Annotated in this window: 21 protein-coding genes and 1 pseudogene; 2 read left to right on the plus strand and 20 right to left on the minus strand. The window is 65.3% G+C overall.

Annotated features, from left to right (window positions below):
• Positions 1-88 precede the first annotated feature (88 nt).
• The 4 genes from CTR55_RS14975 to CTR55_RS14990 all read right to left on the minus strand — a co-directional run bounded on the left by CTR55_RS14975 (position 89) and on the right by CTR55_RS14990 (position 3,316).
• The gene (locus CTR55_RS14975; protein WP_296287326.1) at positions 89-541 is read right to left on the minus strand and encodes a BRO family protein; all 453 of its coding nucleotides are present in this window, start codon (positions 539-541) and stop codon (positions 89-91) included.
• Between the two features lie 995 nt (positions 542-1,536).
• The gene (locus CTR55_RS14980; protein ID WP_296287327.1) at positions 1,537-1,962 is read right to left on the minus strand and encodes a GNAT family N-acetyltransferase; all 426 of its coding nucleotides are present in this window, start codon (positions 1,960-1,962) and stop codon (positions 1,537-1,539) included.
• A gap of 159 nt (positions 1,963-2,121) precedes the next feature.
• Positions 2,122-2,436, minus strand: a complete 315-nt coding sequence (locus tag CTR55_RS14985; protein WP_296287329.1) for a DUF2845 domain-containing protein — start codon at positions 2,434-2,436, stop codon at positions 2,122-2,124.
• 73 nt (positions 2,437-2,509) lie between these two features.
• The gene (locus tag CTR55_RS14990; RefSeq protein WP_296287331.1) at positions 2,510-3,316 is read right to left on the minus strand and encodes an NYN domain-containing protein; all 807 of its coding nucleotides are present in this window, start codon (positions 3,314-3,316) and stop codon (positions 2,510-2,512) included.
• Between the two features lie 200 nt (positions 3,317-3,516).
• Between CTR55_RS14990 and CTR55_RS14995 the strand changes: the two genes are divergently transcribed.
• Positions 3,517-4,074 (plus strand): hypothetical protein, encoded by a 558-nt coding sequence (locus tag CTR55_RS14995; protein WP_296287333.1) that lies wholly within the window; start codon positions 3,517-3,519, stop codon positions 4,072-4,074.
• 41 nt (positions 4,075-4,115) lie between these two features.
• Here the strand turns inward: CTR55_RS14995 and siaD are convergent, their stop codons facing one another.
• The 16 genes and pseudogenes from siaD to CTR55_RS15075 all read right to left on the minus strand — a co-directional run bounded on the left by siaD (position 4,116) and on the right by CTR55_RS15075 (position 22,297).
• Positions 4,116-4,919, minus strand: coding sequence for a biofilm regulation diguanylate cyclase SiaD (siaD, locus tag CTR55_RS15000; RefSeq protein WP_296287334.1), 804 nt, complete (start codon positions 4,917-4,919; stop codon positions 4,116-4,118).
• A 5-nt stretch (positions 4,920-4,924) separates the two neighbouring features.
• Positions 4,925-5,305 carry a biofilm regulation phosphoprotein SiaC gene (gene siaC, locus CTR55_RS15005; RefSeq protein ID WP_296287336.1) on the minus strand — a complete coding sequence of 127 codons (381 nt, stop codon included), beginning with the start codon at positions 5,303-5,305 and terminating at the stop codon, positions 4,925-4,927.
• 24 nt (positions 5,306-5,329) lie between these two features.
• Complete coding sequence (gene siaB, locus CTR55_RS15010; protein WP_296287337.1) at positions 5,330-5,872, minus strand: biofilm regulation protein kinase SiaB; 543 nt, start codon at positions 5,870-5,872, stop codon at positions 5,330-5,332.
• A gap of 10 nt (positions 5,873-5,882) precedes the next feature.
• Positions 5,883-7,871, minus strand: coding sequence for a biofilm regulation protein phosphatase SiaA (gene siaA / locus CTR55_RS15015; protein WP_296287340.1), 1,989 nt, complete (start codon positions 7,869-7,871; stop codon positions 5,883-5,885).
• 190 nt (positions 7,872-8,061) lie between these two features.
• A pseudogene (locus tag CTR55_RS15020) lies at positions 8,062-9,117 on the minus strand (chemotaxis response regulator protein-glutamate methylesterase).
• Between the two features lie 15 nt (positions 9,118-9,132).
• Entirely contained in the window at positions 9,133-9,726 is a 594-nt protein-coding gene (gene cheD, locus CTR55_RS15025) for a chemoreceptor glutamine deamidase CheD (RefSeq protein ID WP_296287341.1), read from the minus strand.
• The gene (locus CTR55_RS15030) at positions 9,726-10,568 is read right to left on the minus strand and encodes a CheR family methyltransferase (RefSeq protein ID WP_296287988.1); all 843 of its coding nucleotides are present in this window, start codon (positions 10,566-10,568) and stop codon (positions 9,726-9,728) included. Before CTR55_RS15030 ends, cheD begins: the two co-directional genes overlap by 1 nt.
• 323 nt (positions 10,569-10,891) lie before the next feature.
• A complete protein-coding gene (locus CTR55_RS15035) occupies positions 10,892-12,916 on the minus strand; it encodes a methyl-accepting chemotaxis protein (protein WP_296287343.1) in 2,025 nt (674 codons plus the stop codon).
• A gap of 41 nt (positions 12,917-12,957) precedes the next feature.
• Positions 12,958-13,443, minus strand: coding sequence for a chemotaxis protein CheW (locus CTR55_RS15040; RefSeq protein ID WP_296287345.1), 486 nt, complete (start codon positions 13,441-13,443; stop codon positions 12,958-12,960).
• Complete coding sequence (locus CTR55_RS15045) at positions 13,430-15,289, minus strand: chemotaxis protein CheW (protein WP_296287346.1); 1,860 nt, start codon at positions 15,287-15,289, stop codon at positions 13,430-13,432. Before CTR55_RS15045 ends, CTR55_RS15040 begins: the two co-directional genes overlap by 14 nt.
• A gap of 11 nt (positions 15,290-15,300) precedes the next feature.
• Complete coding sequence (locus CTR55_RS15050) at positions 15,301-15,666, minus strand: response regulator (protein ID WP_296287347.1); 366 nt, start codon at positions 15,664-15,666, stop codon at positions 15,301-15,303.
• 169 nt (positions 15,667-15,835) lie between these two features.
• The gene (locus CTR55_RS15055; protein WP_363711029.1) at positions 15,836-17,023 is read right to left on the minus strand and encodes a methyl-accepting chemotaxis protein; all 1,188 of its coding nucleotides are present in this window, start codon (positions 17,021-17,023) and stop codon (positions 15,836-15,838) included.
• A 400-nt stretch (positions 17,024-17,423) separates the two neighbouring features.
• On the minus strand, positions 17,424-18,782 hold the full coding sequence (locus CTR55_RS15060) for an 8-oxoguanine deaminase (RefSeq protein WP_296287348.1): 1,359 nt from the start codon (positions 18,780-18,782) through the stop codon (positions 17,424-17,426).
• Positions 18,783-18,934: 152 nt separating this feature from the next.
• Positions 18,935-19,618 (minus strand): SDR family oxidoreductase, encoded by a 684-nt coding sequence (locus tag CTR55_RS15065; protein ID WP_296287350.1) that lies wholly within the window; start codon positions 19,616-19,618, stop codon positions 18,935-18,937.
• Between the two features lie 231 nt (positions 19,619-19,849).
• A complete protein-coding gene (locus CTR55_RS15070; protein WP_296287351.1) occupies positions 19,850-21,157 on the minus strand; it encodes an MFS transporter in 1,308 nt (435 codons plus the stop codon).
• 342 nt (positions 21,158-21,499) lie between these two features.
• A complete protein-coding gene (locus CTR55_RS15075) occupies positions 21,500-22,297 on the minus strand; it encodes a helix-turn-helix transcriptional regulator (RefSeq protein ID WP_296287990.1) in 798 nt (265 codons plus the stop codon).
• Positions 22,298-22,865: 568 nt separating this feature from the next.
• Between CTR55_RS15075 and CTR55_RS15080 the strand changes: the two genes are divergently transcribed.
• Positions 22,866-23,702, plus strand: coding sequence for an outer membrane protein OmpK (locus CTR55_RS15080; RefSeq protein ID WP_296287354.1), 837 nt, complete (start codon positions 22,866-22,868; stop codon positions 23,700-23,702).
• Positions 23,703-23,788 lie beyond the last annotated feature (86 nt).

Below are 23,788 nucleotides of genomic sequence, written 5' to 3' on the forward strand. Positions count from 1 at the left end.
TGCGGACGAAATTGCCAAGTGCTCCGTTCTTACCGGGAACGTATTCGTAGGATGGCGTGGAGCGCAGCGATACCCATGCTGTAGCGGCTCAGGAGCGATCAAGCATCCGAGGGATTTCGTCCCAGCGCATCCAGAGGTCGCCTTGCCAGTTCAGTAGCATCAGGCGGCGGGCATCCCAGGTGAGGAGGACGCGGCGGGGGGGGTCGGATTCGGGGCTGTGCTGGTCGCGCAGGGTGGGGAGGACGTCCTGGGTGAGCCAGCGGTCGAGGGCTTCGAGTTCGGGGTGGCCGAAGCGCAGCAGGGCCTTGTAGACGGCGGCTTCGCTGAGCATGACGGTTTCTTCGTCGCTGCCGGTGCTGTAGGCGAGGCGGACGGTGCGGATTTCGTGGGGGTAGAAGCGGTGCTGGATGCTGTGGGGGAAGCGGTAGGCGACCAGGCGGGCGATGTCGCGGGCGGCGAACCAGGGTTGGTTGTCGATCAGGGCGCCGCGCAAGGGGCGGTTGTGGCGGGTGAAGAAGGTTGGGGTGTAGGTGTCGTGCATAAGTGGAACTCCTGTTTATTGAAGGAGCCGCCACCTGAGTCGCCAAACAAAGGGAGGCGGATCACGCGGGGTTGGCGAACCGGCAACAGGAAATCCGGCAGACCCGGAGGTCTCCCCGCGCGATCCGCCATAAGCGTTGCAGAAATTTCTGCAGGGTGCGCGGGGGCCTACAAAAACATTCGCTGTTTTCGTAAGCACCTGTGGGCGCTATCGCGCCTGTTATATCCGGGTCGCCAAACCCAGGTCACGGATGTGACTGGGCGAGGATAGGAATGGTAGGAGTGGCCAACAAGCCAGCCTCTTCCGGCGTGCGTGTAGGAGCGAGCTTGTGACCCACAGGGATGTAGGAAATGCCGAAATCCGTAGGGAACGGATTCGGCCTCGCGAACCGCCCAGCGCCAGAGTTTCCGGTTACGTAGGAGCGGACTCCGTCCGCGATGTGCCTGCCTCGCGCCGAGTTTTCCGCGTCGCTTCGGCGTACGCATGGACCTCTAGTTTCGCCCCCTCGGGCGACCCACTTTGGAAAGACCCAAAGTGGGCAAAGGTCTTGCCCCTGCCATCCGGTTTTTCGCTTGGGGCGAAAAATTCCCTCGTTGAATCGAAGTTTCAGAGGCACGCCACGACGGGCCATCCCTGGCCCATCGTGGCTCTCGCGACATCCATGTCGCTCAACCCCTGAAACTCCAATTCAACGAGGCCTCCTGAACGGGGCAGTTCGGAGTGCCCGGAGATTTCTCTGGAAGACATTCGAGCCAGAGCCGTGAGCCGTAGAGCGGATAACGCCGGGGGCGTTATGCGCCCTACGGTTACTGCTTTTGCCGACTGACACGGTGGGTTCGTATTGCACAGAACTGTCCCCTCTCCCTCTGGGAGAGGGTTAGGGTGAGGGCTTTCGCTTAGGAATGATGGGGGAGCGGATACCGCGAAACACCGGCAGGGCCGGCGTTTCGCGGGTTCGCGAGCAAGCTCGCTCCTACATGGGAAAGGCGCGGCGATCAGCCCAGGTGCTTCTTCAGGTAGATACGCTGATGCCCCGGCGGGCAGTCTTCGAGGACGCCCATGCGTTCGAAGCCCTGTTTCTCGTAGAAGCCGGGGGCCTGGAAGCTGTAGGTGTAGAGGAACAGGCCAACGCAACCACGGCGGCGGGCTTCGTCTTCGGCGAGGGCGATGAGCTGGCTGCCCAGGCCGCTGCCGCGCTGGTCGTCCTGCAGCCAGAGGTAGTCGATGTAGAGCCAGCCCATGCCGGATTGGCCGAACATGCCGCCGACCACTTCGCTGTCTTTGTTGCGGGCGTAGAGTTCGAAGTCGTCGTAGGTGTTGCTGCGGCCCATCTGCCCGAGGTTGTAGGCGAGCAGGCCCTTGACCACGACGTCGCGCGCCTGCGGGTCGATGCCGAGGGTGAAATCGAATTGGCTTTGCATGGTGCCCTCCGGATTGGCGAAGGCGACCAGTCTAGGGAGATGCCGCCGCGATGGGTAGGCGCCATTGGTAGCGGCGGGTACGGTGGCGTGAAAGCGGAAGGGCATCGCGGAGGGAGTCCCCCTGCGCAGGGGCGCCCTAGGTACGGGAAGGCGTATCGCTCAGAGCAGTTCCTTGCGCGTGGTGTTGATCAGTTGCAGTTGGGTGTCGCGGAAGAACAGGTAGCGGTACGCGCCGTTATTCGGGCCATACATCCAGGTTTCGAGCTGCGGTCGGCCAGGGATGAACTTGCCGTCCGGCCCACGACGCGGCTGGGTGGGCGGCGTGACGACGCGCTTGTCCGGCTGCCCGCACTTGGCAAGCACCTCGTCCATCGGGTCGCCTTCGTTGATCAGGCTGGTGCCGCAGCGCAGGGTGCCGGCGTGGGCGGTGCCGGCAGCCAGGGTCAGGAACAGTGCTATCAGCCAGGGTCGCATGGGTCGGCTCCGTTGCAGGTTCGTGACCCACCCTAACGACCGGCAAGCGGTGCTGCATTGAGCTGATGCAGGTTCAGCGCACCGGGCCGACGTTGCGCACGTACAAGTCCTTGCCGCCCGTGTTGCCGATGCCCCGTGCCTGCAGCTCGAAGCGCTTGGGGTGGCCCTTGATCAGGTCGCTGAGTTTCTTGAAGCCATACAGGCGCGGGTCGAACGCCGGCTGCAGCTTGCTGATGTTCTGCCCCAGGGCACCCAGTTGTACCCAGTCATCGTCGTCGCCGTCGATGTCGTCGAGCACCTTGGCGATGAAGTCCAGCGGGACCTTCTGCGATTTGGCTTTGCTGGCCGGTTTGGGCGCTTCGACGGTGCTGGGGGCGACGGCCTTGCCGGTGGTCGGCGCGGGCTCGGCGACGGGCTCGGCAGTGGCGCGCAGGATCTCGGTGTAGATGAACTTGTCGCAGGCGGAGACGAAGGGCTTGGGCGTCTTCTCCTCGCCGAAGCCGTAGACAGTCAGCCCTTCCTCGCGCAGGCGCGCGGCCAGCCGGGTGAAGTCGCTGTCGCTGGAAACCAGGCAGAAGCCGTCGAAGCGACGGGTGTAGAGCAGGTCCATGGCGTCGATGATCAGCGCGCTGTCGGTGGCGTTCTTGCCACTGGTGTAGGCGAACTGCTGGATGGGCTGGATGGAGTGATCCAGCAGCACCTGTTTCCACTTGCCCAGGTTGGGCTTGGTCCAGTCGCCGTAGATGCGTTTGACGCTGGCGACGCCGTATTTGGCTATCTCCTCGAACAGCCCTTCGACGATGGCGGCGGGGGCGTTGTCGGCGTCGATCAGCACGGCGAGGTGCGTTTGCTGGCGAGGGGTGGGGGACTTGTTGGCCATGCTGCATCCTTTGCTGTGGTTCTGACGACCATAGTGCGCGAGGCCGGACACGACAACCCGATCTGCGGAGGATGCCTCGATAGAGGCATTGCGCCATTACCTGCAGCGGCCTATCCTCCGCCCCCGTTCAGGGAGGAACGCGGCGCCATCATTCGATTGCGAACTGCCTGGGCGCCCAATCTGCCATCGAAGGAATGACCATGCTTCGCTTTCTCTGCGTTTCCCTTTTCGCGATCCTGCTGACCGGCTGCGCCTCTTCGGCGAAGGTCGAGAACATGCAGGTCAATGACCAGCAGGCGCACACGCAGGGCTACGACGCCGCGCTGCGCGACAACCTCCAGGTCGACGACGTCGAGGGCGGCAAGAAGACCAACCCGATGTGGACCTCGCAGATTGACGGCGCCGATTTCCGCGCTGCACTGGAGCAATCCCTGGGCAAGGCCGGCCTGCTCGGCCAGGGCGACAAGGCTGCCTATTCGCTGCGCACCAAGCTGGTCAGCCTCGATCAGCCCGTGTTCGGCTTCAACTTCACCGTGACTTCGACCGTTGAGTACAGCCTGGTGGAAAACGCCGGTGGTCGCGTGGTCTGGCAGGAAACCGTGAAGGAGCCCTTTACCGCTGGCGTGGGTGACGCGTTCTACGGCGTGACCCGTCTGCGCCTGGCCAACGAAGGCTCGGCTCGCGCCAATATCAACACCCTGCTGCAGCGCCTGGGTGGCCTGAAGCTGGGCGCAGGTCAGGTGTCGTTGCAGAACTGATCGCCTGACGCGAAGAAAAGCCCGGCCATTGCCGGGCTTTTTCATGGAGCCGTCGTTACGACTTCGGCGAACTCGCACTTGTCGCGCCCGCTGCGCTTGGCGTCGAGCAGTGCGGCGTCGGCGCGGCTCAAGGTCTGCGAGTAGCTTTCACCCGGATGGTGCTCGGCGACGCCGAAGCTGGCGGTGACGGACAGGGCGTTGGTGCCCACGCACACGGCCAGGCAGCGGATGTCGTTGCGCACGCGTTCGATGATGGCGGCAGCGTCGGTCAGGCGGGTGTCCGGCAGGATCAGCAGGAATTCCTCGCCGCCCCAGCGGCCGCACAGGTCGTACTGGCGCAGGGCGGACTCCATGGCGCGGCCGATTTCCACCAGCACGCGGTCGCCCACTTCGTGGCCCCAGGTGTCGTTGACCTGCTTGAAGCGGTCGACGTCGAGCATCGCCAGCACGTACGACTCGCCGTGGCGCTGGGCGCGTTCGCTCTCTTCGCGCATGCGTTCCATCAACAGGCGGCGGTTGGCGATGCCGGTGAGGGTGTCGTGGGTCGAGGCTTCCTTCAGCGCGATGTTGAGGTCACGCATCATGTCCTGGTAACGGTCGGAGATGCGCGCGACCTTCTCCAGCTGGCGCAGCTGCTTGTGGTAGCGCTCGGACAGGGTGCTGCTCTGCTGCCGGGCCATGGACTGGAAGCCGTCGGAAATCCGGGCGATGCGCTCCAGGCGCGCGAGCTGGTCGAGGGATTGCTGGTGTTTCTCGTACAGGGCCTCGCGCAGGGGATGCCCCTGGTATTGGGGGTCGGCCAGCAGTTCGTCGATCAGCAGGTCCAGCTCGCGCTCGCTCATCATGGCTGTTACTCGTCGTAGGCTTGGATGACGAACGGGAAGGTACAGTCCTCGCGGAACTCCTCGGCCAGCTCGGCGACGCGCTCGTTACGCCGGTCGTAGTGCCACGCCACGCGGGTCGCGCGGCCCTGGCCGTGGGCTTCTTCGAGCAGGTCGAAGATGTCCATCATCGCCTTGATCGAGCTGGTGTTGAGGTACAGCAGGCGCAGGTCGAGCTCCAGCGGGCGCTGTTCCTGGGTGAGGAAGCGTTCGACCCACTCGATGACCTGGCCGAACAGCTCGAACGAGTTCTCCGGGTAGGAGTCGCCCTGCATCGCGAGGATGCCGGCCTGCCAGTCGCCGTGGATCTGTGGGGTGGATTGGGTGCCGCTGACGTGGAGATCGCTCATGTCGGGTCTTCCTGAATTCTCGAATCAGATCACGGCGCGCAGGCTGAAGAACGCGCGGCCGTCGGGTTGTTCGGTGAGGGAGGTCTTGAGCGGCGCGCTGGACTTGCGGGCGATGTCCAGCAGGCCAAGGCCCGCTCCGGTGGAGGCTTCGGCGTCGCGCGGGCGGCGCAGCTGTTCCTTGTAGGCAGCCTTGAGCTGCGCCTTGTCGAGCCCGGCGATGCCTTCGATGCTGCGCACCAGGCCCTGGCCGTCGGCCAGCTCCACCAGGTTGCCGGCGGAGACCACGTAGTGGCCTTCGTCGTCGCGGGCAATCGCCACGGTGGCCGAGGCTTCCTGGTCGTTGTAGCCGCGCTGGGAGGCGTAGTGGCGAATGTTCTGGGTCATCTCGATGTAGACGGCGAACACGTCCATCGCTTCGCTGGGGTGCGCCTGCTCGGCCTGCAGGTAGTTGCGCAGCGCGTGGCCGATTTCCTCGATCAGGCTGCGCGAGATGGGCCCGTTGAAGCAGAGCAATATGCGTTGCCGGGTGTAGCTCTCGCGCATGGCCAACAGATCTAGCGATTCCATGGGTTAACCCCTAGTCGAAGCGGAAGGAGAGAATGGTGATGTCGTCACGCTGCGGCTGCTCGCCTTGGTATTGGGCGAGGGTAGCGGCGAACACGTCGGCCTGCTCGGCCAGTGGTCGGCGCGCGTGGTGGCGCAGCAGGTCGGCGAAACGGCTGTTGCCGAAGCCGAAGCCGTGCTCGCCGCCGGCCTGATCGAGGAAGCCGTCGGTGCACAGGTAGTAGGTCCAGCCGGCTTCCATCGGGATTTCCACGTCCTGATAGTCGCCCTGGCGCTTGTCGCCGATGGCGCGGCGCGCGCCCTTGAATTCGCGCACTTCGCTGCCGTCGCTGGCAAACAGGGAAATCTTCGCCCCGGAGAAGTGCAGCAGTTTGCGCGGGTGGTCGACGCGCACCAGGCCGGCATCCATGTTGGTGGCCAGCGAGTGGGTGAACTCTTCCTGGCCGAGCATGCCGCGCATCACATGGTCGGTCTCGCGCAGGATGGCGGCCGGGTCGTGGCTCTTCACGCTGTCGATGGCGTGGTCGATGGCGGCCAGGGCGAGCATGGTCATCAGCGCGCCGGGCACGCCGTGGCCGGCGCAGTCGACCACGCCGATCAGGCTGTCGACGGGGCCTTCGCGGTAGATGTAGAAGTCGCCGCCGACCACGTCACGCGGTTTCCACAGGACGAAATGGTGCTCGCCCAGGGATGCCTGCAACTGGCGGTCGGGAAGGATGGCGCGCTGGATCAGGCTGGCGTAGTCGATGGAGTCGCCGATTTTCTTCTGCGCGGCGGCCATCTCGCGGTTGGCCGATTCGAGGGCCTGGGTGCGCTGCTGAACCTTGTCTTCCAGCTCCTCGGTGTGCCGGCGGACCTGATCGGCCATGCTGGCGAACGCGCTGGAGAGCTCGCCGATCTCGTCCGGGCGAGTGCGCGGCAGCGGGTTGTCGTACTGCCCGGCGGCAATCGCCTTGGCCGATTGCTTGAGGCCGCGCAGCGGGCGCAGCACCAGCAGGTCGACGGTGTAGGCGAAGCCGATCAGCAGGATCGCCAGCAGCCCGGCGAGGGTGCCCGCCAGCGGCCAGATCCAGCGGCTGTCGAGCACCTGGGCGGCGTGCAGGTCGATGGCGCTGAGCACATGCCAGCGCAGCTGCGGAATGTAGGCGGTGGCCAGGAGTTGTTCCTTGCCGTCGATGGTGCCCCACAGGGTTTCCACTTCGCCGGGGTTGGCCTCGGCCTGGCGCAGGGTCTGGCGCAGGGCGGTGCGTTCCTGGTCATTGGCCAGCAGGTCGTACACATGGTGCCTGGCCTGGCCGCTGGAGCCGGAGGAGAAGGCGATCAGGCGGGTGTCCGGGTGCGCCTGGATGGCGCCTTCGGGGTCGACGATCATCGGTGTCACCCCGGCCTCGCGGCGCGAGATGAACTGGTCGAGGAACTCGGTGAGGTCCAGGCCGCCACCGGCCAGGCCGACTTTCTCGTTGCCGGCGCGCACCACCATGTTGAACCAGACCTTGGTGACCTTCAGCTTGGCGTCGTAGTTGACGTTGATGTTGTAGGTCTCATCGCGTGCCAGGGTATCGAAGTACCAGCGGTCCTGCGGGTCGGTGTCGCTCAGGGTGTAGCGCGGAGAGTTGGAAAGCGGTGAGCTGGAGTCGTTGAAGTAGTAGTGGCGCGAGGAATCGACCACCACGAAGTAGGAGTAGTTGTGCTGGTCCGCGCGGAAGCCTTCGGCCTCACGGAAGAACAGCGAGCGGCGCGCCGGGTCGTTCTCGGCCAGCAGCCAGTCCTGCGTCACCACGGATTCCGCCAGGCGCCGCGAGAGGGCCAGCTCGCGGATCACCGGAGCGATGATCTTCTGCTGGTTGAGCAGCGTGAAGTTTCTCGCAAAGGCGAGGCCGAAATGCGTGCGGATGTCTTCCATGGCCTTCCAGCCCAGCATGACTGCCGGTACCAGTGCCAGGAAACAGGCGATGAGCAATGCCACCACCGATTTGCCGCGCAACCCCCATCTTGCCGCCATGGCTATCTTTATTCCCCGTGTCGCCCGCCGTGTGCCGGTCTTTTGGCGAAAGCGCAATTGTGCATTTTGTATACGGGCACAATCAAACCAAATTGATATCGAATCGCCATATTATTGGCGCCGGTCAATTGGCCTGAGTCTAGACGCTGTGGGAAAAGGCGCTCAGCGGGTGGAGACGTTTCCTGTAGAACTAGACGCGGTTCCCACTTCCGCTCTGGCGCGCCTGCTGTAGGAGCGCGCTCGCGATGCGCTCCAGCGGCAGGACTTCCTTCGCCGCGCCCAGCTCCACCGCCTCACGGGGCATGCCATAGACCACGCAGGTGGCCTCGTCCTGGGCGACGGTATGCCCGCCGGCCTGGCGGATCGCCTACAAACCGCGCGCGCCGTCCTTGCCCATGCCGGTGAGCAGCGCCGCGATGAGGTTGCGTCCGGCGCAGCGGGCGAGGGAGTTGAACATCACGTCCACTGCCGGGCGGTGGCCGTTCACCGCCGCCTCGCGATGCAGGCGCACTACATAGTTGGCGCCGCTGCGCTGCACCTCCATGTGGTAATCGCCGGGGGCGAGCAGCACATGGCCGGGAAGGATGCGGTCGCCGTCGCGGGCTTCGCGGACTGACAGGCGCGTCTGACGGTCCAGGCGTTCGGCGTAGGACTTGGTGAAACCCGGTGGCATGTGCAGCGTGACGACGGTGCCGGGGCAGTCCGGCGGCAACCCCAGCAGCACTTCCTTGATCGCCTCGGTGCCGCCAGTGGAGGCGCCGATGGCGAAGATCTTCTCGGTGCTGAGCAACGGCGCGCTGCTGGTTGCCGCTGCGTCGGGCGATACGGCGGGGCGCGCCTGGGGCAGGCGGGCGCGGGCGGCAGTCTTGAGCTTGGCGCAGATTTCCTCGGCGTAGGCCTGCATGCCTTCGGCGATCCCCAGGCGCGGCTTGGCGATGAAGTCGATGGCGCCCAGTTCCAGGGCGCGCAGGGTGGCTTCGGAGCCCTTCTCGGTGAGCGAGGAGATCATCAGCACCGGCGTCGGCCGGCCCTTCATCAGCTTGTCGAGAAAGGTCAGGCCGTCCATGCGCGGCATTTCCACGTCGAGGGTGATGACGTCCGGCGAGTGCTGCTTGATCAGGTCGCGGGCGACGAAGGCGTCAGGCGCGGCGCCCACCAGCTGCAGCTCCGGGTCGTTGTGGATGATGTCCTTGAGCAGGCTGCGTATCAGCGCCGAGTCGTCGACGATCAGTACCTTGACGGCCATCGCGCGTCCCTCCGTTCAGAACAGGTCGATGCTCCCGCCGCGCTCTCGACGGGACAGTTGCTGGCAGTACTGCTGCTCGCGCTGCAGCACCGTGTCGTTGGCCAGGGTGCGCAGCTTGCGCACCAGCACCCGGCCGCTGCCGGGGAAGAAGTAGACCTTGCGCGGGTGCACGTCGAGCAAGTCCTGGGCGGCCAGGGGAATGCCCTCGTCCTCCAGGTACTGCAGGACGAACTCGACGTTGCGCTGGCCGACGTCGGCGCTGAGGTTCTTCAGCACCGAGCCGCCGCCGAAGACCTTGGCTTCGAAGTGTCGGCGCTGGCCGCCGCGACGCATCAGGCCGTTGATCAAGAGGTCCATGGCGTGCACGCCGTAGCGCCCGGAGTTGGACACCAGGCCTTGCACGCCGGTGTCGCCGGGCAGCATGAAGTGGTTCATGCCGCCCAGCCCGCAGCTGCGGTCGCGCAGGCACACCGAGACGCAGGAGCCGAGCACCGTCACCAGCATCACCGGCTCGGCGGTGACGTAGCACTCGCCCGGCAGCAGCTTCACCGCTTCCATGCCGAAGCGTGGGTCGTAGTAGCGGTTGGGTTGGTCCAGGGCGGCGCTCATCAGTGGCTCCTGACCGCCTGGTAGGTGGTGCGGCCCACCGAGCGCACCAGGTGGCTGGCGTGGACGAAGTTCTCCGAATGCCCGGCGAAGAACAGCCCGCCGGGCCGCAGCAGGCGCACCATGCGTTCGAGCAGGTGGGTCTGGGTCTGCTTGTCGAAATAGATCATCACGTTGCGGCAGAAGATGGCGTCCAGGTTGCCGGGAATGCCCCAGTCGCGCTCGAGCAGGTTGATCTGCCGGTAGTCGACCATCTGCCGCAGCTCGCTCACCACCCGCGCCTTGCCGGCGTTGTTGCCGGTACCGCGGAGGAAGAAGCGCTTTTTCTGCGCCGGGCTCATCGCCTCGATGCGCTCCAGTGGGTAGATCCCCTGGCGCGCGTGGCCGAGCACGCCGGTGTCGATATCCGAGGCGATCAGCTCCACTGGCGGGGCGAAGCTGCCCAGGGCGTCCACCAGGGTCATGGCCATGGAGTAGGGCTCCTCGCCGGTGCTGGACGCGGTGGACCAGAAACGCAGCGGCTGATGGTGGCGCAGTTGCTCGGCGGCGAAGCGGCCGAGGTGGTCGAAGTGGTGCTTCTCGCGGAAGAAGGCGGTGAGGTTGGTGGTCAGCGCGTTGACGAACTGCTGCCACTCTTCCTGGTGGCTTTCCAGGTAGGCGAAATACTCGGCGAAGCTACCCAGCCGCAGGCTGCGCAAGCGCCGCGAGAGGCGGCTGTAGACCAGTTGCTGCTTGTTCTCCGAGAGGCTGATGCCGGCATGCCGGTAGAGGCGCTCACGCACCTGCTGGAAGTCCCGGCGGGTGTAGTGGAATTCGTGCTCGGGGGCGGGCAGGTTGATCGACATCGGCTGGTCTCGCAGGTGAACGGATTGCATGAAAACGACAGTCATTGCGGCGTGGACCTGCGCCGCCTTTGCAGGAGGAACACCGCGTAGGATGCGGTGGAGCGCAGCGATACTCATGCTGACGGGGTGTGAAGCATTGATGGGTATCGCTGCGCTCCACGCCATCCTACGAAGTGCGTAGGGCGCATAACCCGGCACGGGTTATCCGCCCTACTTTATTGGTTGGCTCGGTGACGAGGGATATCGCCTGACCCTCCCTGGTCCGCGCGCGGCGGCCGACCCTCCCATTGCTCCGGCCGCCGCCATCCCTCAGCCCCGCCCGATCAGAACTCTTCCCAGTCTTCCTCCTTGCCCTTGGCGCGCACTGCCTTGGCCACGCCTCGGGCGGCGCGGGAGGTGTGCGCGGCAGCCTCGGCGCGGGCCGGGCGGGCGGAGGACAGCGGCACCACGGTGGCCGCGATGGAATCGAGCTTGAACACCCCGACCTGCTGGTTGAGCATGCCAGCCTGCTCCTGCAGCGCCTCGGCCGAGGCGGCGGCTTCTTCCACCAGCGCGGCGTTCTGCTGGGTCATCTCGTCCATCTGCGACACCGCGCCGTTCACTTCCTCGATGCCGCTGCTCTGCTCGGCACTGGCGGCGGCGATTTCGGCCATGATGTCGGTGACGCGCTTGATCGCCACCACGATGTCACTCATGGTTTGGCCGGCCTGGGCGACCAGGGTGTTGCCGTTCTCCACCTTGTCCACCGAGTCGTTGATCAGCGTCTTGATCTCCTTGGCGGCGGCGGCCGAACGCTGCGCCAGGGTGCGCACCTCACCGGCGACCACGGCGAAACCACGGCCCTGCTCGCCCGCGCGCGCCGCTTCCACCGCGGCGTTGAGCGCGAGGATGTTGGTCTGGAAGGCGATGCCGTCGATCACGCCGATGATGTCGGCGATCTTGCGCGCGGAGTCGTTGATGGCCGACATGGTGCCCACCACCTTCTGCACCACGCTGCCGCCTTCGGTGGCGACTTCGGATGCATTCACCGCCAGCGAGTTGGCCTGGCGGGCATTCTCGGCGTTGAGCTTCACGGTGCTGGTCAGCTCTTCCATGCTCGACGCGGTTTCTTCCAGGCTGGAGGCCTGCTGCTCGGTGCGGGTGGAGAGCTCGGCGTTGCCACTGGCGATCTCGCTGGCGGCGGTGTGGATGGTGCCGGCCGCTTCGCGAATCTGCCCGAGCATGCGCGACAGGCTCTGCGCGGTCTCGTTGGAGTAGTCCTTCAGCTCGCCGAAGGTGCCCTGGTAGTCGGCATCGATGCGCTGGGTCAGGTCACCCTGGGCCAGCGCGCTGAGCATCCGGGTGACGTCGCGCAGCCCCTTGTCGGCGGTGTCCACCAGGGTGTTCAGGCCGGTGGCCAGCTTGAGGAAGAAGCCTTCTTTGTTGGACGCCTCGATGCGCTTGCTGAAGTCGCCAGCGACGGCGGCGTCCACCAGTTGCGAGACTTCCTGTTCGGCGCGGAACTCCTCGGTGCGGTCGGTCCACTGCACGGCCGAGCCCAGGCGCTCGCCGGCATCGTTGAACACCGGCACCACGTCGAGGGAGAAGCGCCGTCCGCCCAGGTTCAGCTCGGCCTTATGCCGCGCGGAGAGGTGGGCGAGCATGCCGCGCTGGTGCGCCGGATTCTTGTGGAACATGTCGATGTTGGCGCCCATCAGGCGGCTGGCGTTGAAATTCGGCAGCTGCTTGCGGATATCGGCCTCGGCGTTGCCGAGCATCTCGGTCACCGTGCGGTTCATGTAGATGATCTCGAGATCGTTGTTGGCGATCATCACGTTGGCCGAGACGTTATCCAGCGCGCTTTTGATTCGCGCGTTGTACTCGGCGGCATCGGCGCCGGCCTTGAGGCTGTCGCGTACACCGTCGATGGCCTCGGTGATGATGGCCTTCTTGCCCGGCAGACGGTCCATGTCCACCGAGTAATCACCCTTGCCGTAGGCGGTGACGGTGGCGACGACTTTCATCTTCACCGCGATGTGCGCGGCGACCAGCTCGTTGATGCCCTTGGCGATGCGCGCCGGGCGCCCGGCAAACTTGTCCACCGGGATGACCTCGTCGATCCAGCCCAGATCGTGCTGGCGGGTCATTTCGATCAGACCGGCTTCCAGGGCTTCGGCCTGGGCCAGTTCCGCGCGCTGCTCGCGCAGGCTGCGCTGGACGTTGCGCAGCCCGTCGTACAGGCGCTCGTAACCGGGCGCGGGGGCTTCGCCGATGGCGACGTCGAGGTTGCCGTCCACCAGGCTGTGGAGGAGGGCGGTGATGCGGTCGGCGCGTTGCTGCGCCACGGCGTGTGCGTTGAACAGACCCATTGTCGTTATCCTCGGCTCAATCTTTTTTTGTCGTGTGGCAGTCAGGCGGCGGCTTCGTCGACCAGCGCCATTTCGCGGCTGGTCATGAGTTTTTCGATGTCCACCAGGATCAACATGCGCTCGCCCGCGGTGGCCAGGCCGAGCAGGTATTCGGTATCGAAACTGGCGGCGAACTCGGGAGGCGGCTTGATCTCCTCGCTGGCCAGGGCGATCACGTCGGAGACCGAATCCACCACTGCGCCGACGATGCGTCGGCCGACGTTGAGGATGATCACCACGGTGAACTGGTCGTAGCTGATGTCGGCCAGGTTGAACTTGATGCGCAGGTCGACGATGGGAACGATGGCGCCGCGCAGGTTGATCACGCCCTTGATGAAGGCGGGGGCGTTGGCGATCGCCGTGACCTGGTCGTAACCCCGGATCTCCTGCACGCGCAGGATGTCGATGGCGTATTCCTCGCGGCCCAGGGTGAAGGTCAGGTACTCCTGCACCGGGCTGCTGGCGGCGTGGGCTTCAGCTGCGCTCATGGGTGGATTCTCCTTGTGCTGCCAGACGTGGCAGGGCATCGACATCGAGGATCAGGGCAACGCTGCCGTCGCCCATGATGGTGGCGCCGGCGATCCCGTCGATCCGGCGGAAGTTCTGCTCCAGGCTCTTGATCACCACCTGCTGCTGGCCGACCAGTTCGTCCACCTGCAGGGCGAAGCTCTTGCCCTCGGATTCGAGGATCACCACGATCCCCTGCTCCGGCGGCACGGGCTCCGCGCCGATGCGCAGCAACTGGTTGAGCGAGAACAGCGGCAGGTATTCGCCGCGCACGCGGATCACCGTCGATTCCTCGCCGGCCAGGCCGCGCACGTCGTCGGCGCGGGCCTGCAGCGATTCGACGATGTAGGTCAGCGGCACCACGTAGTTGACCTTCTCCACGGCGACGATCAGGCCGTCGAGGATGGCCAGGGTCAGTGGCAGGCGGATGCACAGACGGGTACCCATGCCGGGGGCGGAATCGATGTCGATGCGTCCGCCCATGGCCTGGATGTTGCGCCGCACCACGTCCATGCCCACGCCCCGGCCGGACAGCTCGGTGACCGCCTCGGCGGTGGAGAAGCCGGGCATGAAGATCAGCTGCCAGACGTCTGCGTCGCTCATCCCGTCGTGCACCGGCAGGCCCTTCTCGCGGGCCTTGGCGAGGATGCGCTCGCGGGACAGGCCACGACCGTCATCGGAGATTTCCACCACCACGCTGCCGCCCTGGTGGCTGGCGGCGAGCTTCACCGAGCCCTGCGCCGGCTTGCCGGCGGCCAGGCGCTCGGCGGGCGTCTCGATGCCGTGGTCGATGCTGTTGCGGACGATGTGGGTGAGCGGGTCGCTGAGCTTTTCGATGACGCTCTTGTCCAGTTCGGTGTGCTCGCCCTGGAGGATCAGCTCGACCTGCTTGCCCAGGCGTGCCGAGGTGTCGTGCACCAGGCGCGGGAAGCGGCTGAAGATGAAGCTGATCGGCAGCATGCGGATCGACATCACCGATTCCTGCAGGTCGCGGGTGTTGTGTTCCAGCTGCGCCAGGGCCTGCTGCAGACGCTCGAAGTGCGTCGGGTCGAGGTCTTCGCTGAGCTGGCTGAGCATGGCCTGGGTGATCACCAGCTCGCCCACCAGGTTGATCAGGCTGTCGATCTTCTCGACGCTGACGCGGATGGAACTGGATTCGCTGTCGGCGCGGGCGGCGGCGGGTTTGGCGGCGATTGGTGCGACGCTCGCTACGGCTTTGGGCGCTTCACTGATAACCGCCGGCGCGGCGGCGAGCGGCGTGCCGGGGGCGTCGTCGAAAAAGCCGAAATCGTCATCGCTGCTGGTGCTGGTTTCCGGGGTGCCGGGCGCATCGTCGAAGAAGCCGAAGGCGTCGTCAGCACTTGCGCTGGTTTCAACGGCTGCGGGTGCGTCCTCGCACATGCCGGTGCTGTCCGTGGCGACAGTAGCGGTCAAGACAGGCTCTGCCAGCCAGGCGCGCAGGCGTTCCACGGTAGCGGCCACCGGCACGTCCGGATCGGGTACCTGGCTGCGGTGCGCGTCGAGCAGGCGCTGCAGGACGTCGCGGGCTTCGAGGAACACGCCGATCATGTCCATGTGCAGGGCGGTCTGCCCGCAGCGAATGCGGTCGAGCAGCGTCTCCAGCTCATGGGTCACGGCGGTCAGGTCGTCGAAGCCGAACATGCCGCTGGAGCCTTTGATCGAGTGCGCTGCGCGGAAAATCCCATTGAGCGTCTCGGCGTCCGGCTGATCGAGGTCGAGCCCGATCAGCAGGAGTTCGAGGGTTGCCAGGTGTTCGTCGGTTTCCTCGAAGAACACCGGGAGGAACTGCTCCATTCCAGTGGCCATTGGCGGTTCCCCTAGGGCAGGACCTTGCGGGTCACTTCCAGCAGTTTCGGCGGGTCGAACGGCTTGACCAGCCAGCCGGTGGCGCCCGCGCTTTTGCCCTGCTGCTTCATGGCATCGCTGGATTCGGTGGTCAGCATCAGGATCGGCGTGCCGCGGTAGCCGGCCATGTCGCGCAGGCTGCGGATCAGCGACAGGCCGTCCATGTTCGGCATGTTCTGGTCGGTGAAGACCAGGTTGTAGGTCTTGCGCTGGGCCTTGCCCAGGCCGTCCTTGCCGTCCACGGCCTCGTCCACCTCGTAGCCGGCGGACTTGAGCGTGAAGCTCAACATCTGCCGGATCGAGGCCGAGTCATCGACGATCAGAATCTGCTTTCCCATTGCGTTGGTTCTCCTCGGATTGCAATGCGTTTGTTGTCGCCAGGCGCACAGAAACTCGCGCCATCCCGGCGCGCGGAAACGGTGTGGGGGGCTCAGCCGATCAGGGCGAGATTGGCGAGGTATTCGAAGACGGACTGCAGTATGTCGGGACTCCTGCTTTGCCTTCAGTTCAGAACAGTTCCACCTCGCCAGCGCTGAGGCTGGTCTGGGCGACGGGATTGCTCAGGGGGCGGCCGAGTTCGGCGACTTCGCCGCGCAGGCGCTCGCTCCATTCGCCGGGTTGGCGGCCATCCAGCGCGCCGAGGCCTATGGCCAGGGCGCCCAGGCGGGCGCTGTGCTTGCCGACCTGGCCAAGCAGTTGGCTGCTCATGTCCTGGAACTGCAGGGCGGTGACTGCGGCGTTGACGCCGTCGCCCACTTCCAGGGAGATGCGGTCGAGCTCCTGCACCACCTTCACGGTGTGCTGGTTCATGGCGTCGAGGTCATCGAGCATGTGCTGGATTTTCTGCCGCGAATCCAGGGCGAAGGTCATGTCCTTGTCGGCCAGCTGGCTGATGGCGCCTTCGGCGTCCTTGATCTCGTGGTAGACCACGTCGACGTGTTCACGGATGGCCTGCGAGAAGTGCGTGGAGCGGGTCGACAGCGCGCGCACCTCGTCGGCCACCACGGCGAAGCCACGGCCGCTTTCGCCAGCGCGGGCGGCCTCGATGGCGGCATTGAGGGCCAGCAGGTTGGTCTGCTTGGCGATGGCGTCCATGTCCTGGGTGGATTGCAGGATCTCGGCGATCTTGTGGGTCACGCGGTCCATGCGCTGCACCAGTTGCTGCGAGGTGCGGCTGGTTTCCAGGGTGGCTTCGACGAACAGCCCGAGGGTCTCCTGGGTGGCGTGGATGAAGCGCTGGAAGTCGATATCGCCGTCCAGGTGGCCGCGTCCGTCGTAGCGTTCGATCAGCGAATGGGACAGGCCGCGCTGGCTATCGATGCGCTCGGCGAGAGCGTGGAAGCTGTCGGTGAGCTGGCGGATGGCCTGGTGCAGGAGGCTGTCGATCTGGTGGGTGTGGCCGTTGAGTGAGGCCAGATGGTCTTCAACGGCTTCCTGCAGCGGGCGCCATTGTGGGAGTTCGTCATTCTGCAGGGCGACTGCCTGGGGATCGGCGACCTTGCTCGCCGTGCCGCACAGCAGGCTGCTCAGTACCAGGCTGGAGAGCCAGCCCACCGGCAGCATCCACCAGAACGGCACGCCGACTGCACAGAGAGCGGCGACGACCATCCAGGGCAGGGACTGAATGATGAGGCGCCGTGGCCAGCCCTGGCCGGTCGCTTGAACCGCCGTAGGGTTCAACTGTGAATCACGCATGCATGCACTCCATTGCCGGGCGCCGGTAACCGGGCCGAACGGCTGCTGACAACGTCTTGAGCAGGAATTCGGCCTCGCGATTTAAAACTAGAGTGCTGGCCAGTGATGTCAAATTGACGGCATGCTTTTGTCACAAGGCATTGGGCCCTGATCTAGACGGGTTTCTACTGTTTTGGCCGTTCCTGGAGGTTGACGGCCGGGCGACGGGCGGTCGTGCGCAGGCCTTGTGCGACGCGGGCTGTAGCGATTTTTCGATGGCAAAACGTGCCGGCGGGAATGGCATCCGGAGCCACGCTTTGGTGCGGGGGAGGAAGGGGGCGTAGGAGCGGACTCCGTCCGCGATAGGTCCGCATCGCGCCGGATGCCGATCGCGGACGAAGTCCGCTCCTACGCAGGTTGGTTAGAGCGTGCCCAGCAGCTTGCGCGCCGCCTGGGTGTGGTCGGCGATCAGGCGCTGGAGGTCGAGGCCTTCGACTTCGCCGTCGATGACCCGCCAGCTGCCGCCGATCATGATCCGGTCGGCCTTGTCGGCACCGCACAGCAGCAGGGCGGAGAGCGGGTCGTGGCTGCCGGAGAAGCGCAGCTCGTCGAGCTTGAACAGCGCGAGGTCGGCCTGCTTGCCCACGGCCAGTTCGCCGATGTCACTGCGGCCGATGAGCTTCGCCGAGCCTTTGGTGGCCCAACCCAGCGCGCGTTCCGGGGTGATCTGTTCGGCGCCATAGCGCAGGCGCTGGATGTACAGGGCCTGGCGGGCTTCGAGGATCATGTTGGAGGCGTCGTTGGAGGCCGAGCCGTCCACGCCGATGCCCACCGGCGCGCCGGCCGCTTCCAGGGCCACGGTCGGGCAGATGCCCGAGGCCAGGCGCATGTTCGAGCTGGGGCAGTGGCTGACGCCGGTGCCGGCTTCGCCGAGGCGGCGGATTTCCTCGTCGTTGAAGTGGATGCCATGGGCCAGCCAGGTGCGCGGGCCGAGCCAGCCGACGCTGTCCAGGTAGTCCACGGTGCGTTGACCGAAGCGCTGCAGGCAGAAGTCTTCCTCGTCGAGGGTTTCGGCAAGGTGAGTGTGCAGGCGCACGTCCTCGCGCTCGGCCAGTTCGGCGCTGGCACGCATGATTTCCGGGGTGACCGAGAACGGCGAGCAGGGCGCCAGGGCGATCTGCACCTGGGCGCCTTCGCCGCGCTGGTGGTACTCGCGGATCAGGCGCTGGCTGTCTTCGAGGATGGCTTCGGCGCTCTGCACGGTCTGTTGCGGCGGCAGGCCGCCGTCGGCTTCGCCCAGGCTCATGGAGCCACGGGTGAGCATGGCGCGCATGCCCAGTTCCTGGACCACGCCGGCCTGCACGTCGATGGCCTGTTCCAGGCCATCGGGGAACAGGTAGTGGTGGTCGGCGGCGGTGGTGCAGCCCGACAGCAGCAGTTCGGCCAGCGCCACCTTGGTGGCCACGCCGAGCTGGTCGGGGGTCAGGCGCGCCCAGACCGGGTAGAGGGTCTTCAGCCAGGGGAACAGTGGCTGGTTCACCACCGGCGCCCAGGCGCGGGTGAGGGTCTGGTAGAAGTGGTGGTGGGTGTTGATCAGGCCGGGCGTCAGCACATGCTGGCTGGCGTCGAAGGTCTGTTGGCAGGGAGCCGAGGGTTGCTGGCCGGCAGCGACCAGTTCGACGATGCGGCCGTCCTGGACGACGATGCCGCCACGGGCGTCGAGGTCGTTGGCGGTGAAGATGGCCAGCGGGTTGCGCAGCCAGAGACGTGGGGAAGACATGGGTGATTCCTCTTCAGGCTCGGAGCCGATGCCTGAGGCGAGCCGGCTCCTTTGGTTGGGAAGCCAGCTCAGTGTTCACCCTGTCTGCTGATCCAGGTTCGTTGACTTGAGAGTCAGACGTGGGCGCATGGTAACGCCCGCGGGGCGAGCCGTCACCAGTCGATCGTCGTCCCCTGGTAGTCCAGGTAGAACTGGCCGCCACGACCGGCGTGGCCTTCAACCTGGTCGACCAGGCCTTTCACGCTGGTCTGCACGTCCAGCGGCGCGGACTCCCCGCCCATGTCGGTGCGCACCCAGCCCGGATGCAGGTTGAGCACGGTGATGCCGGTCTCGCCCAGCCCGGCGGCGAAGCTGCGGCTGAGCGAGTTGAGTGCCGCCTTGCTCGCGCGATACAGCGCCATGCCACCGGATTCGTTACCGGCGACGCTGCCCAGCTCCGAGGTCATGAAGGCCAGCACGCCGCTGTCGCTGTTCAGGCGTGGCAGCAGGCGCTCGGCCAGGCGCAGCGGGGCGATGGCGTTGACCATGAACAACTGGCCGACGTCGGCGAGGCTGGCGTCGATGGCTGATTGGTGCGGTGGGCCGTAGATGCCGGCGTTGATGTAGACGAGGTCGAAGTGCGTGCCGGCCAGGGCTTCGGCAAGGCGATCCTGGGAGTGGATATCGTCCAGCAGCAGGGCTTCCACCTGCACGGGCAGGTTGGCCAGCTCGCCGGGGTGGGCGACATCGCGCACGGTGGCGGTGACGTCCCAGCCACGGTCCAGCAGCTCGCGCACCAGGCCCAGGCCGAGGCCGCGCGAGGCGCCGATGATCAGGGCGGATTTCGGGGTGGTCATGGCAGGCTCCAGCAAGTGAAGGGGATGCCGAAGGATAACCCACAGGCGGACTCTGTTCTTGTAGGAGCGAGCTTGCTCGCGAACCCGCCCGGAATCCGGAGCAAGAGCGTTCGCGAGCAAGCTCGCTCCTACGAAAAGTGAAAAGCCCAAACGACAAGGCCCGGCATGAGCCGGGCCTTGTGGATAAAACGCCCCGGAGAGTGTGCGCCGGGGCCTGGGCAACAAGCCCAATCAGTCGGTGGTGATCTTCGAGTGTTTCTGGGTGTCCTTCATGGTCACGTAGACCAGCAGCGAGCAGGCGATGCACGCGGTGACGTACCAGTAGAAGCCGCTCTCCATGCCGATGCTCTTGAACCACAGGGCCACGTACTCGGCAGTGCCGCCGAAGATGGACACGGTCAGCGCGTACGGCAGGCCCACGCCCAGGGCGCGGATCTCGGTGGGGAACAGCTCGGCCTTCACCACGGCATTGATCGAGGTGTAGCCGCTGACGATGACCAGCGCGGCCATGATCAGGAAGAACGCGCCCCACCAGGTGTCGATGCTGTGCAGGGTGCTGAGGATCGGGTAGGTGAAGACGGTGCCGAGCACGCCGAAGGCGATCAGGATCGGGCGACGGCCGATCTTGTCCGACAGCGCGCCGACGATGGGCTGCAGCAGCATGAACAGGAACAGGGTGGCTGCCGAGATCATGGTCGAGTCGGTCTTGCTCATGCCCACTGTGTTCACCAGGTACTTCTGCATGTACGTGGTGTAGGTGTAGAAGGCCAGGGTGCCGCCCATGGTCAGGCCGACCACGGTCAGTACTTCCTTGGGATGGCGCATCAGCGAGCGCATCAGGCTTTCCTTGGGCTCTTCCTTCTTGGAGCTGAAGGACTCGGTCTCTTCCATGTTGCGACGCAGGAACATGGCGACGACCGCGCACAGAGCACCGATGAAGAACGGTACACGCCAGCCCCAGCTTTCCAGCTGCTCGACGGTCAGGGTCTGCTGCAGGACGATCAGCACCGCCAGGGCGATGAGCTGGCCGGAGATCAGGGTGACGTACTGGAAGCTGGAGAAGAACCCGCGCTGTTCCTTGTTGGCCATCTCGCTCAGGTAGGTGGCCGAGGTGCCGTATTCACCGCCGACCGACAGGCCCTGCAGCAGGCGCGCGAGCACCAGCAGGATGGGCGCGCCGACGCCGATGGTTTCATAGCTGGGGGTCAGCGCGATGATCAGCGAGCCGAAGCACATCAGCAGTACCGAGGCCAGCAGCGCCGCCTTGCGGCCCTTGCGGTCGGCGTAGATGCCCATCAGCCAGCCGCCGACTGGGCGCATCAGGAAGCCCACGGCGAAGATCGCGGCGGTGTTCAGCAACTGGGCGGTCATGTCGCCCTGGGGGAAGAACGCTTTGGCGAAGTACAGCGAGAAGGCGGCGTAGACGTACCAGTCGTACCACTCGACCAGGTTGCCAACCGAGCCACTGAAAATCGACTTGATGCGCTGGGAAGTCGTGCGGGGTGCGGCAGAAGCGGAGACGGCGCTGGCGCTATCCATGGGTGTTCCTCTTGTCGTTGTTGTCGTCGGGCGTGGGGACTACTCGTAACGTCACGCCGGCGCGCCGCGAGGGCGGCGCAGTGTCGAGGGCGATAGCAGGCAGCGTGCCAAGGCGCGAAAGCCGCGTGGCAGAAGGGCTTCAGCTGTTTTCAGGGTGGCTCGGACAGGCGAAGTGGCGCCGATTGGCGTGGGCGGTGAGCGGAAATCCGCCGACGCACAAAAGGTGCTTCGGTGTGGACTCGGTGCGGGGTTCAGCCAATCGCGGGCAGAGTCCGCTCCTACGCGAGGGCGGGCTTTGGGTAGGAGCGGACTCCGTCCGCGATCGATATCCGCCGGCACGGATCACCGCTGGCGAAATAAATCCCCTGGGGTAAAGCCGAACAACCCCTTGAACGAGGCGATGTAGGCCGAGGTCGAGTCATACCCGCAGTCCAGCGCCGCCGCCGTCACGCTGTCGCCGGCCTCCAGCGAGCCGAGGGAAGCCAGCAGGCGCTGGCGCTGGCGCCACAGGCGGAAGGTCATCCCGGTCTCGCGCTGGAACAGCCGCGACAAGGTCTTTTCCGAAGTGCCGATGCGCCGCGCCCAGTCGCCCAGGGTATGGCTGTCGGTAGGGTGATCGATGAGCGTCTGGCACAACTGCAGCAGCCGCCCCTCCTGTGGCATCGGCAGGGAGAAGGCGACTTCCGGCAGGTCGCGTAGCTGGTCGAGCAACACCTGCACCAGCCGCGACTCGGCGCTCTCGCCCTGTGGATAATCCACCGGCAGCTCGCAGAAGCTCTTGATCAGCTCACGCGCCAAGGGCGTCACCTCCAGCACCCGGCAGCGGTCCGGCGCCCACCGGCAGGCGTCGTCGCGGATGTACAGGCTGCGCATTTCCGCCTGGGTCGAGGTCACCACCTCATGATCGAGGAAGGCGGGAATCCAGATTGCCCGCTGCGGCGGCGCGAAGAAGCTGCCTTCGGCCGTGTGTACACCGAGCACGCCGGTGATGGCGTAGGAAAGCTGCACCCAGGCGTGGTGATGCTTGCTGGTCCAGGAGCCCGCACGCAAACGCTCGGCGCGGGCATAGACCGGCCTCGGCAGGCGATCGAGTACCGGAATCAGGCGTTGCAGTTCAGGGGGCTGTCCTTTCATCGGTATATATCGGGAAAATGTTGCTGGTTGCCGAAGTCTGGCAGGCTACAGCACCCGCCTCAAGCCGGAGCATGGGCGCCCTTTGGCGAAAGGGCGCGTTCGAGTCCTGTGGGAAACGCCCGGCAGCGCGACCGCCGGGCGGTCGGAGGCATTCTGACAGGTGTCGTGAAGGCTCTTGTCTGGCATCATCCGCGCCCGGAAAAACGCGTGGTGTGTTCCGACGGCTGTTGTGTAGATTTCCCACAAGATAGTTGTATACATAATTTGTGTTGATTCGTTTCAACACAGGTATGCCCTGTATCCAATATTTCGATTGGCAATCTCCACTCCTGTGCTTCCCGACGGAGCGGTGCCCTCGAATCAGGCGAAGTTGTCCTGAGAGTCAGGAAATGGCTCGGCCCGCGTACTCGCGTCTTCCCTGCCAAAGGAGCGGATCCTGAAGGGTTCGTCATAAAAGTGGAACATCTGGTCAGGATTGGCGCCAATCTTGCTTTTCTTCGCCGGGCCTGACCGACCGGGCAGGTTCCACCGACAATTAAAAACGCAACACGACTGCACTGATTAGGAGCAACGCATGACTCGCACTCTCGCATCCCTGCTGCTCGCCGGCGGGCTGCTCGCAGCCGGGCAGGCCATGGCCGGCGGTGAAGACCTGACTCCGGCTCCGGCCGCCAACGACGGCCCGCTGATCTGGCACAACGAAAGCCTGTCCTACCTGTGGGGCAAGAACTTCAAGGTCGACCCGCCGATCCAGCAGACCTTCACCTTCGAGAGCGCGAGCGCCTGGACCTGGGGCGACATCTGGTTCTTCGTCGACCAGATCAACTACAACGGCAAGGAAAGCGCCATCAACGGCAAGAACACCTACTACGGTGAATTCAGCCCGCGCCTGTCGTTCGGCAAGATCACCGGCACCGACCTGTCCTTCGGCCCGGTCAAGGACGTGCTGCTGGCCAGCACCTACGAGTTCGGCGAAGGCGATGTCGAGTCCTACCTGCTTGGCCCGGGCTTCGACCTGGCCCTGCCCGGCTTCGATTACTTCCAGCTGAACTTCTACTACCGCAAGCCCGATGGCAACCGCGTGCCGTCCGGCGCCTGGCAGATCACCCCGGCCTGGGCCATCACCTTCCCGGTGGGCAACTCGGACATCCTGTTCGACGGCTTCATGGACTGGGTCGTGAACAACAAGGACGCCAGCTCCAGCCACCGCAACCAGTCCGACTACCACGCCAACCTGCACTTCAACCCACAGCTCAAGTACGACCTGGGCAAGTCCCTGGGCTACGAAGCCAAGCACCTGTACGTGGGTATCGAGTACGACTACTGGTCTGACAAGTACGGCATCAAGGATTCGCAGTACTTCACCACCGACCAGAACACCGTCAGCGCACTGGTCAAGTACCACTTCTGATGCTCCCCACCGACCCCGCCGCCTGGCGGGGTCGGTCTTTTCGGACGTCGTTCGGCGTTTTCGTAGGCCTGCGGCAAGTTCTGCAA

The organism is Pseudomonas sp., assembly GCF_002796985.1.
In the GTDB taxonomy this organism is placed as follows: domain Bacteria; phylum Pseudomonadota; class Gammaproteobacteria; order Pseudomonadales; family Pseudomonadaceae; genus Pseudomonas.

Excerpts from the sequence above, each read along its gene's own strand:
- CTR55_RS14975 (WP_296287326.1), bottom strand. The coding sequence starts at position 541 with ATGCACGACACCTACACCCCAACCTTCTTCACCCGCCACAACCGCCCC.
- CTR55_RS14980 (WP_296287327.1), bottom strand. The coding sequence starts at position 1,962 with ATGCAAAGCCAATTCGATTTCACCCTCGGCATCGACCCGCAGGCGCGC.
- CTR55_RS14985 (WP_296287329.1), bottom strand. The coding sequence starts at position 2,436 with ATGCGACCCTGGCTGATAGCACTGTTCCTGACCCTGGCTGCCGGCACC.
- CTR55_RS14990 (WP_296287331.1), bottom strand. The coding sequence starts at position 3,316 with ATGGCCAACAAGTCCCCCACCCCTCGCCAGCAAACGCACCTCGCCGTG.
- CTR55_RS14995 (WP_296287333.1), top strand. The coding sequence starts at position 3,517 with ATGCTTCGCTTTCTCTGCGTTTCCCTTTTCGCGATCCTGCTGACCGGC.
- siaD (WP_296287334.1), bottom strand. The coding sequence starts at position 4,919 with ATGATGAGCGAGCGCGAGCTGGACCTGCTGATCGACGAACTGCTGGCC.
- siaC (WP_296287336.1), bottom strand. The coding sequence starts at position 5,305 with ATGAGCGATCTCCACGTCAGCGGCACCCAATCCACCCCACAGATCCAC.
- siaB (WP_296287337.1), bottom strand. The coding sequence starts at position 5,872 with ATGGAATCGCTAGATCTGTTGGCCATGCGCGAGAGCTACACCCGGCAA.
- siaA (WP_296287340.1), bottom strand. The coding sequence starts at position 7,871 with ATGGCGGCAAGATGGGGGTTGCGCGGCAAATCGGTGGTGGCATTGCTC.
- cheD (WP_296287341.1), bottom strand. The coding sequence starts at position 9,726 with ATGAGCGCCGCCCTGGACCAACCCAACCGCTACTACGACCCACGCTTC.
- CTR55_RS15030 (WP_296287988.1), bottom strand. The coding sequence starts at position 10,568 with ATGTCGATCAACCTGCCCGCCCCCGAGCACGAATTCCACTACACCCGC.
- CTR55_RS15035 (WP_296287343.1), bottom strand. The coding sequence starts at position 12,916 with ATGGGTCTGTTCAACGCACACGCCGTGGCGCAGCAACGCGCCGACCGC.
- CTR55_RS15040 (WP_296287345.1), bottom strand. The coding sequence starts at position 13,443 with ATGAGCGCAGCTGAAGCCCACGCCGCCAGCAGCCCGGTGCAGGAGTAC.
- CTR55_RS15045 (WP_296287346.1), bottom strand. The coding sequence starts at position 15,289 with ATGGCCACTGGAATGGAGCAGTTCCTCCCGGTGTTCTTCGAGGAAACC.
- CTR55_RS15050 (WP_296287347.1), bottom strand. The coding sequence starts at position 15,666 with ATGGGAAAGCAGATTCTGATCGTCGATGACTCGGCCTCGATCCGGCAG.
- CTR55_RS15055 (WP_363711029.1), bottom strand. The coding sequence starts at position 17,023 with ATGCGTGATTCACAGTTGAACCCTACGGCGGTTCAAGCGACCGGCCAG.
- CTR55_RS15060 (WP_296287348.1), bottom strand. The coding sequence starts at position 18,782 with ATGTCTTCCCCACGTCTCTGGCTGCGCAACCCGCTGGCCATCTTCACC.
- CTR55_RS15065 (WP_296287350.1), bottom strand. The coding sequence starts at position 19,618 with ATGACCACCCCGAAATCCGCCCTGATCATCGGCGCCTCGCGCGGCCTC.
- CTR55_RS15070 (WP_296287351.1), bottom strand. The coding sequence starts at position 21,157 with ATGGATAGCGCCAGCGCCGTCTCCGCTTCTGCCGCACCCCGCACGACT.
- CTR55_RS15080 (WP_296287354.1), top strand. The coding sequence starts at position 22,866 with ATGACTCGCACTCTCGCATCCCTGCTGCTCGCCGGCGGGCTGCTCGCA.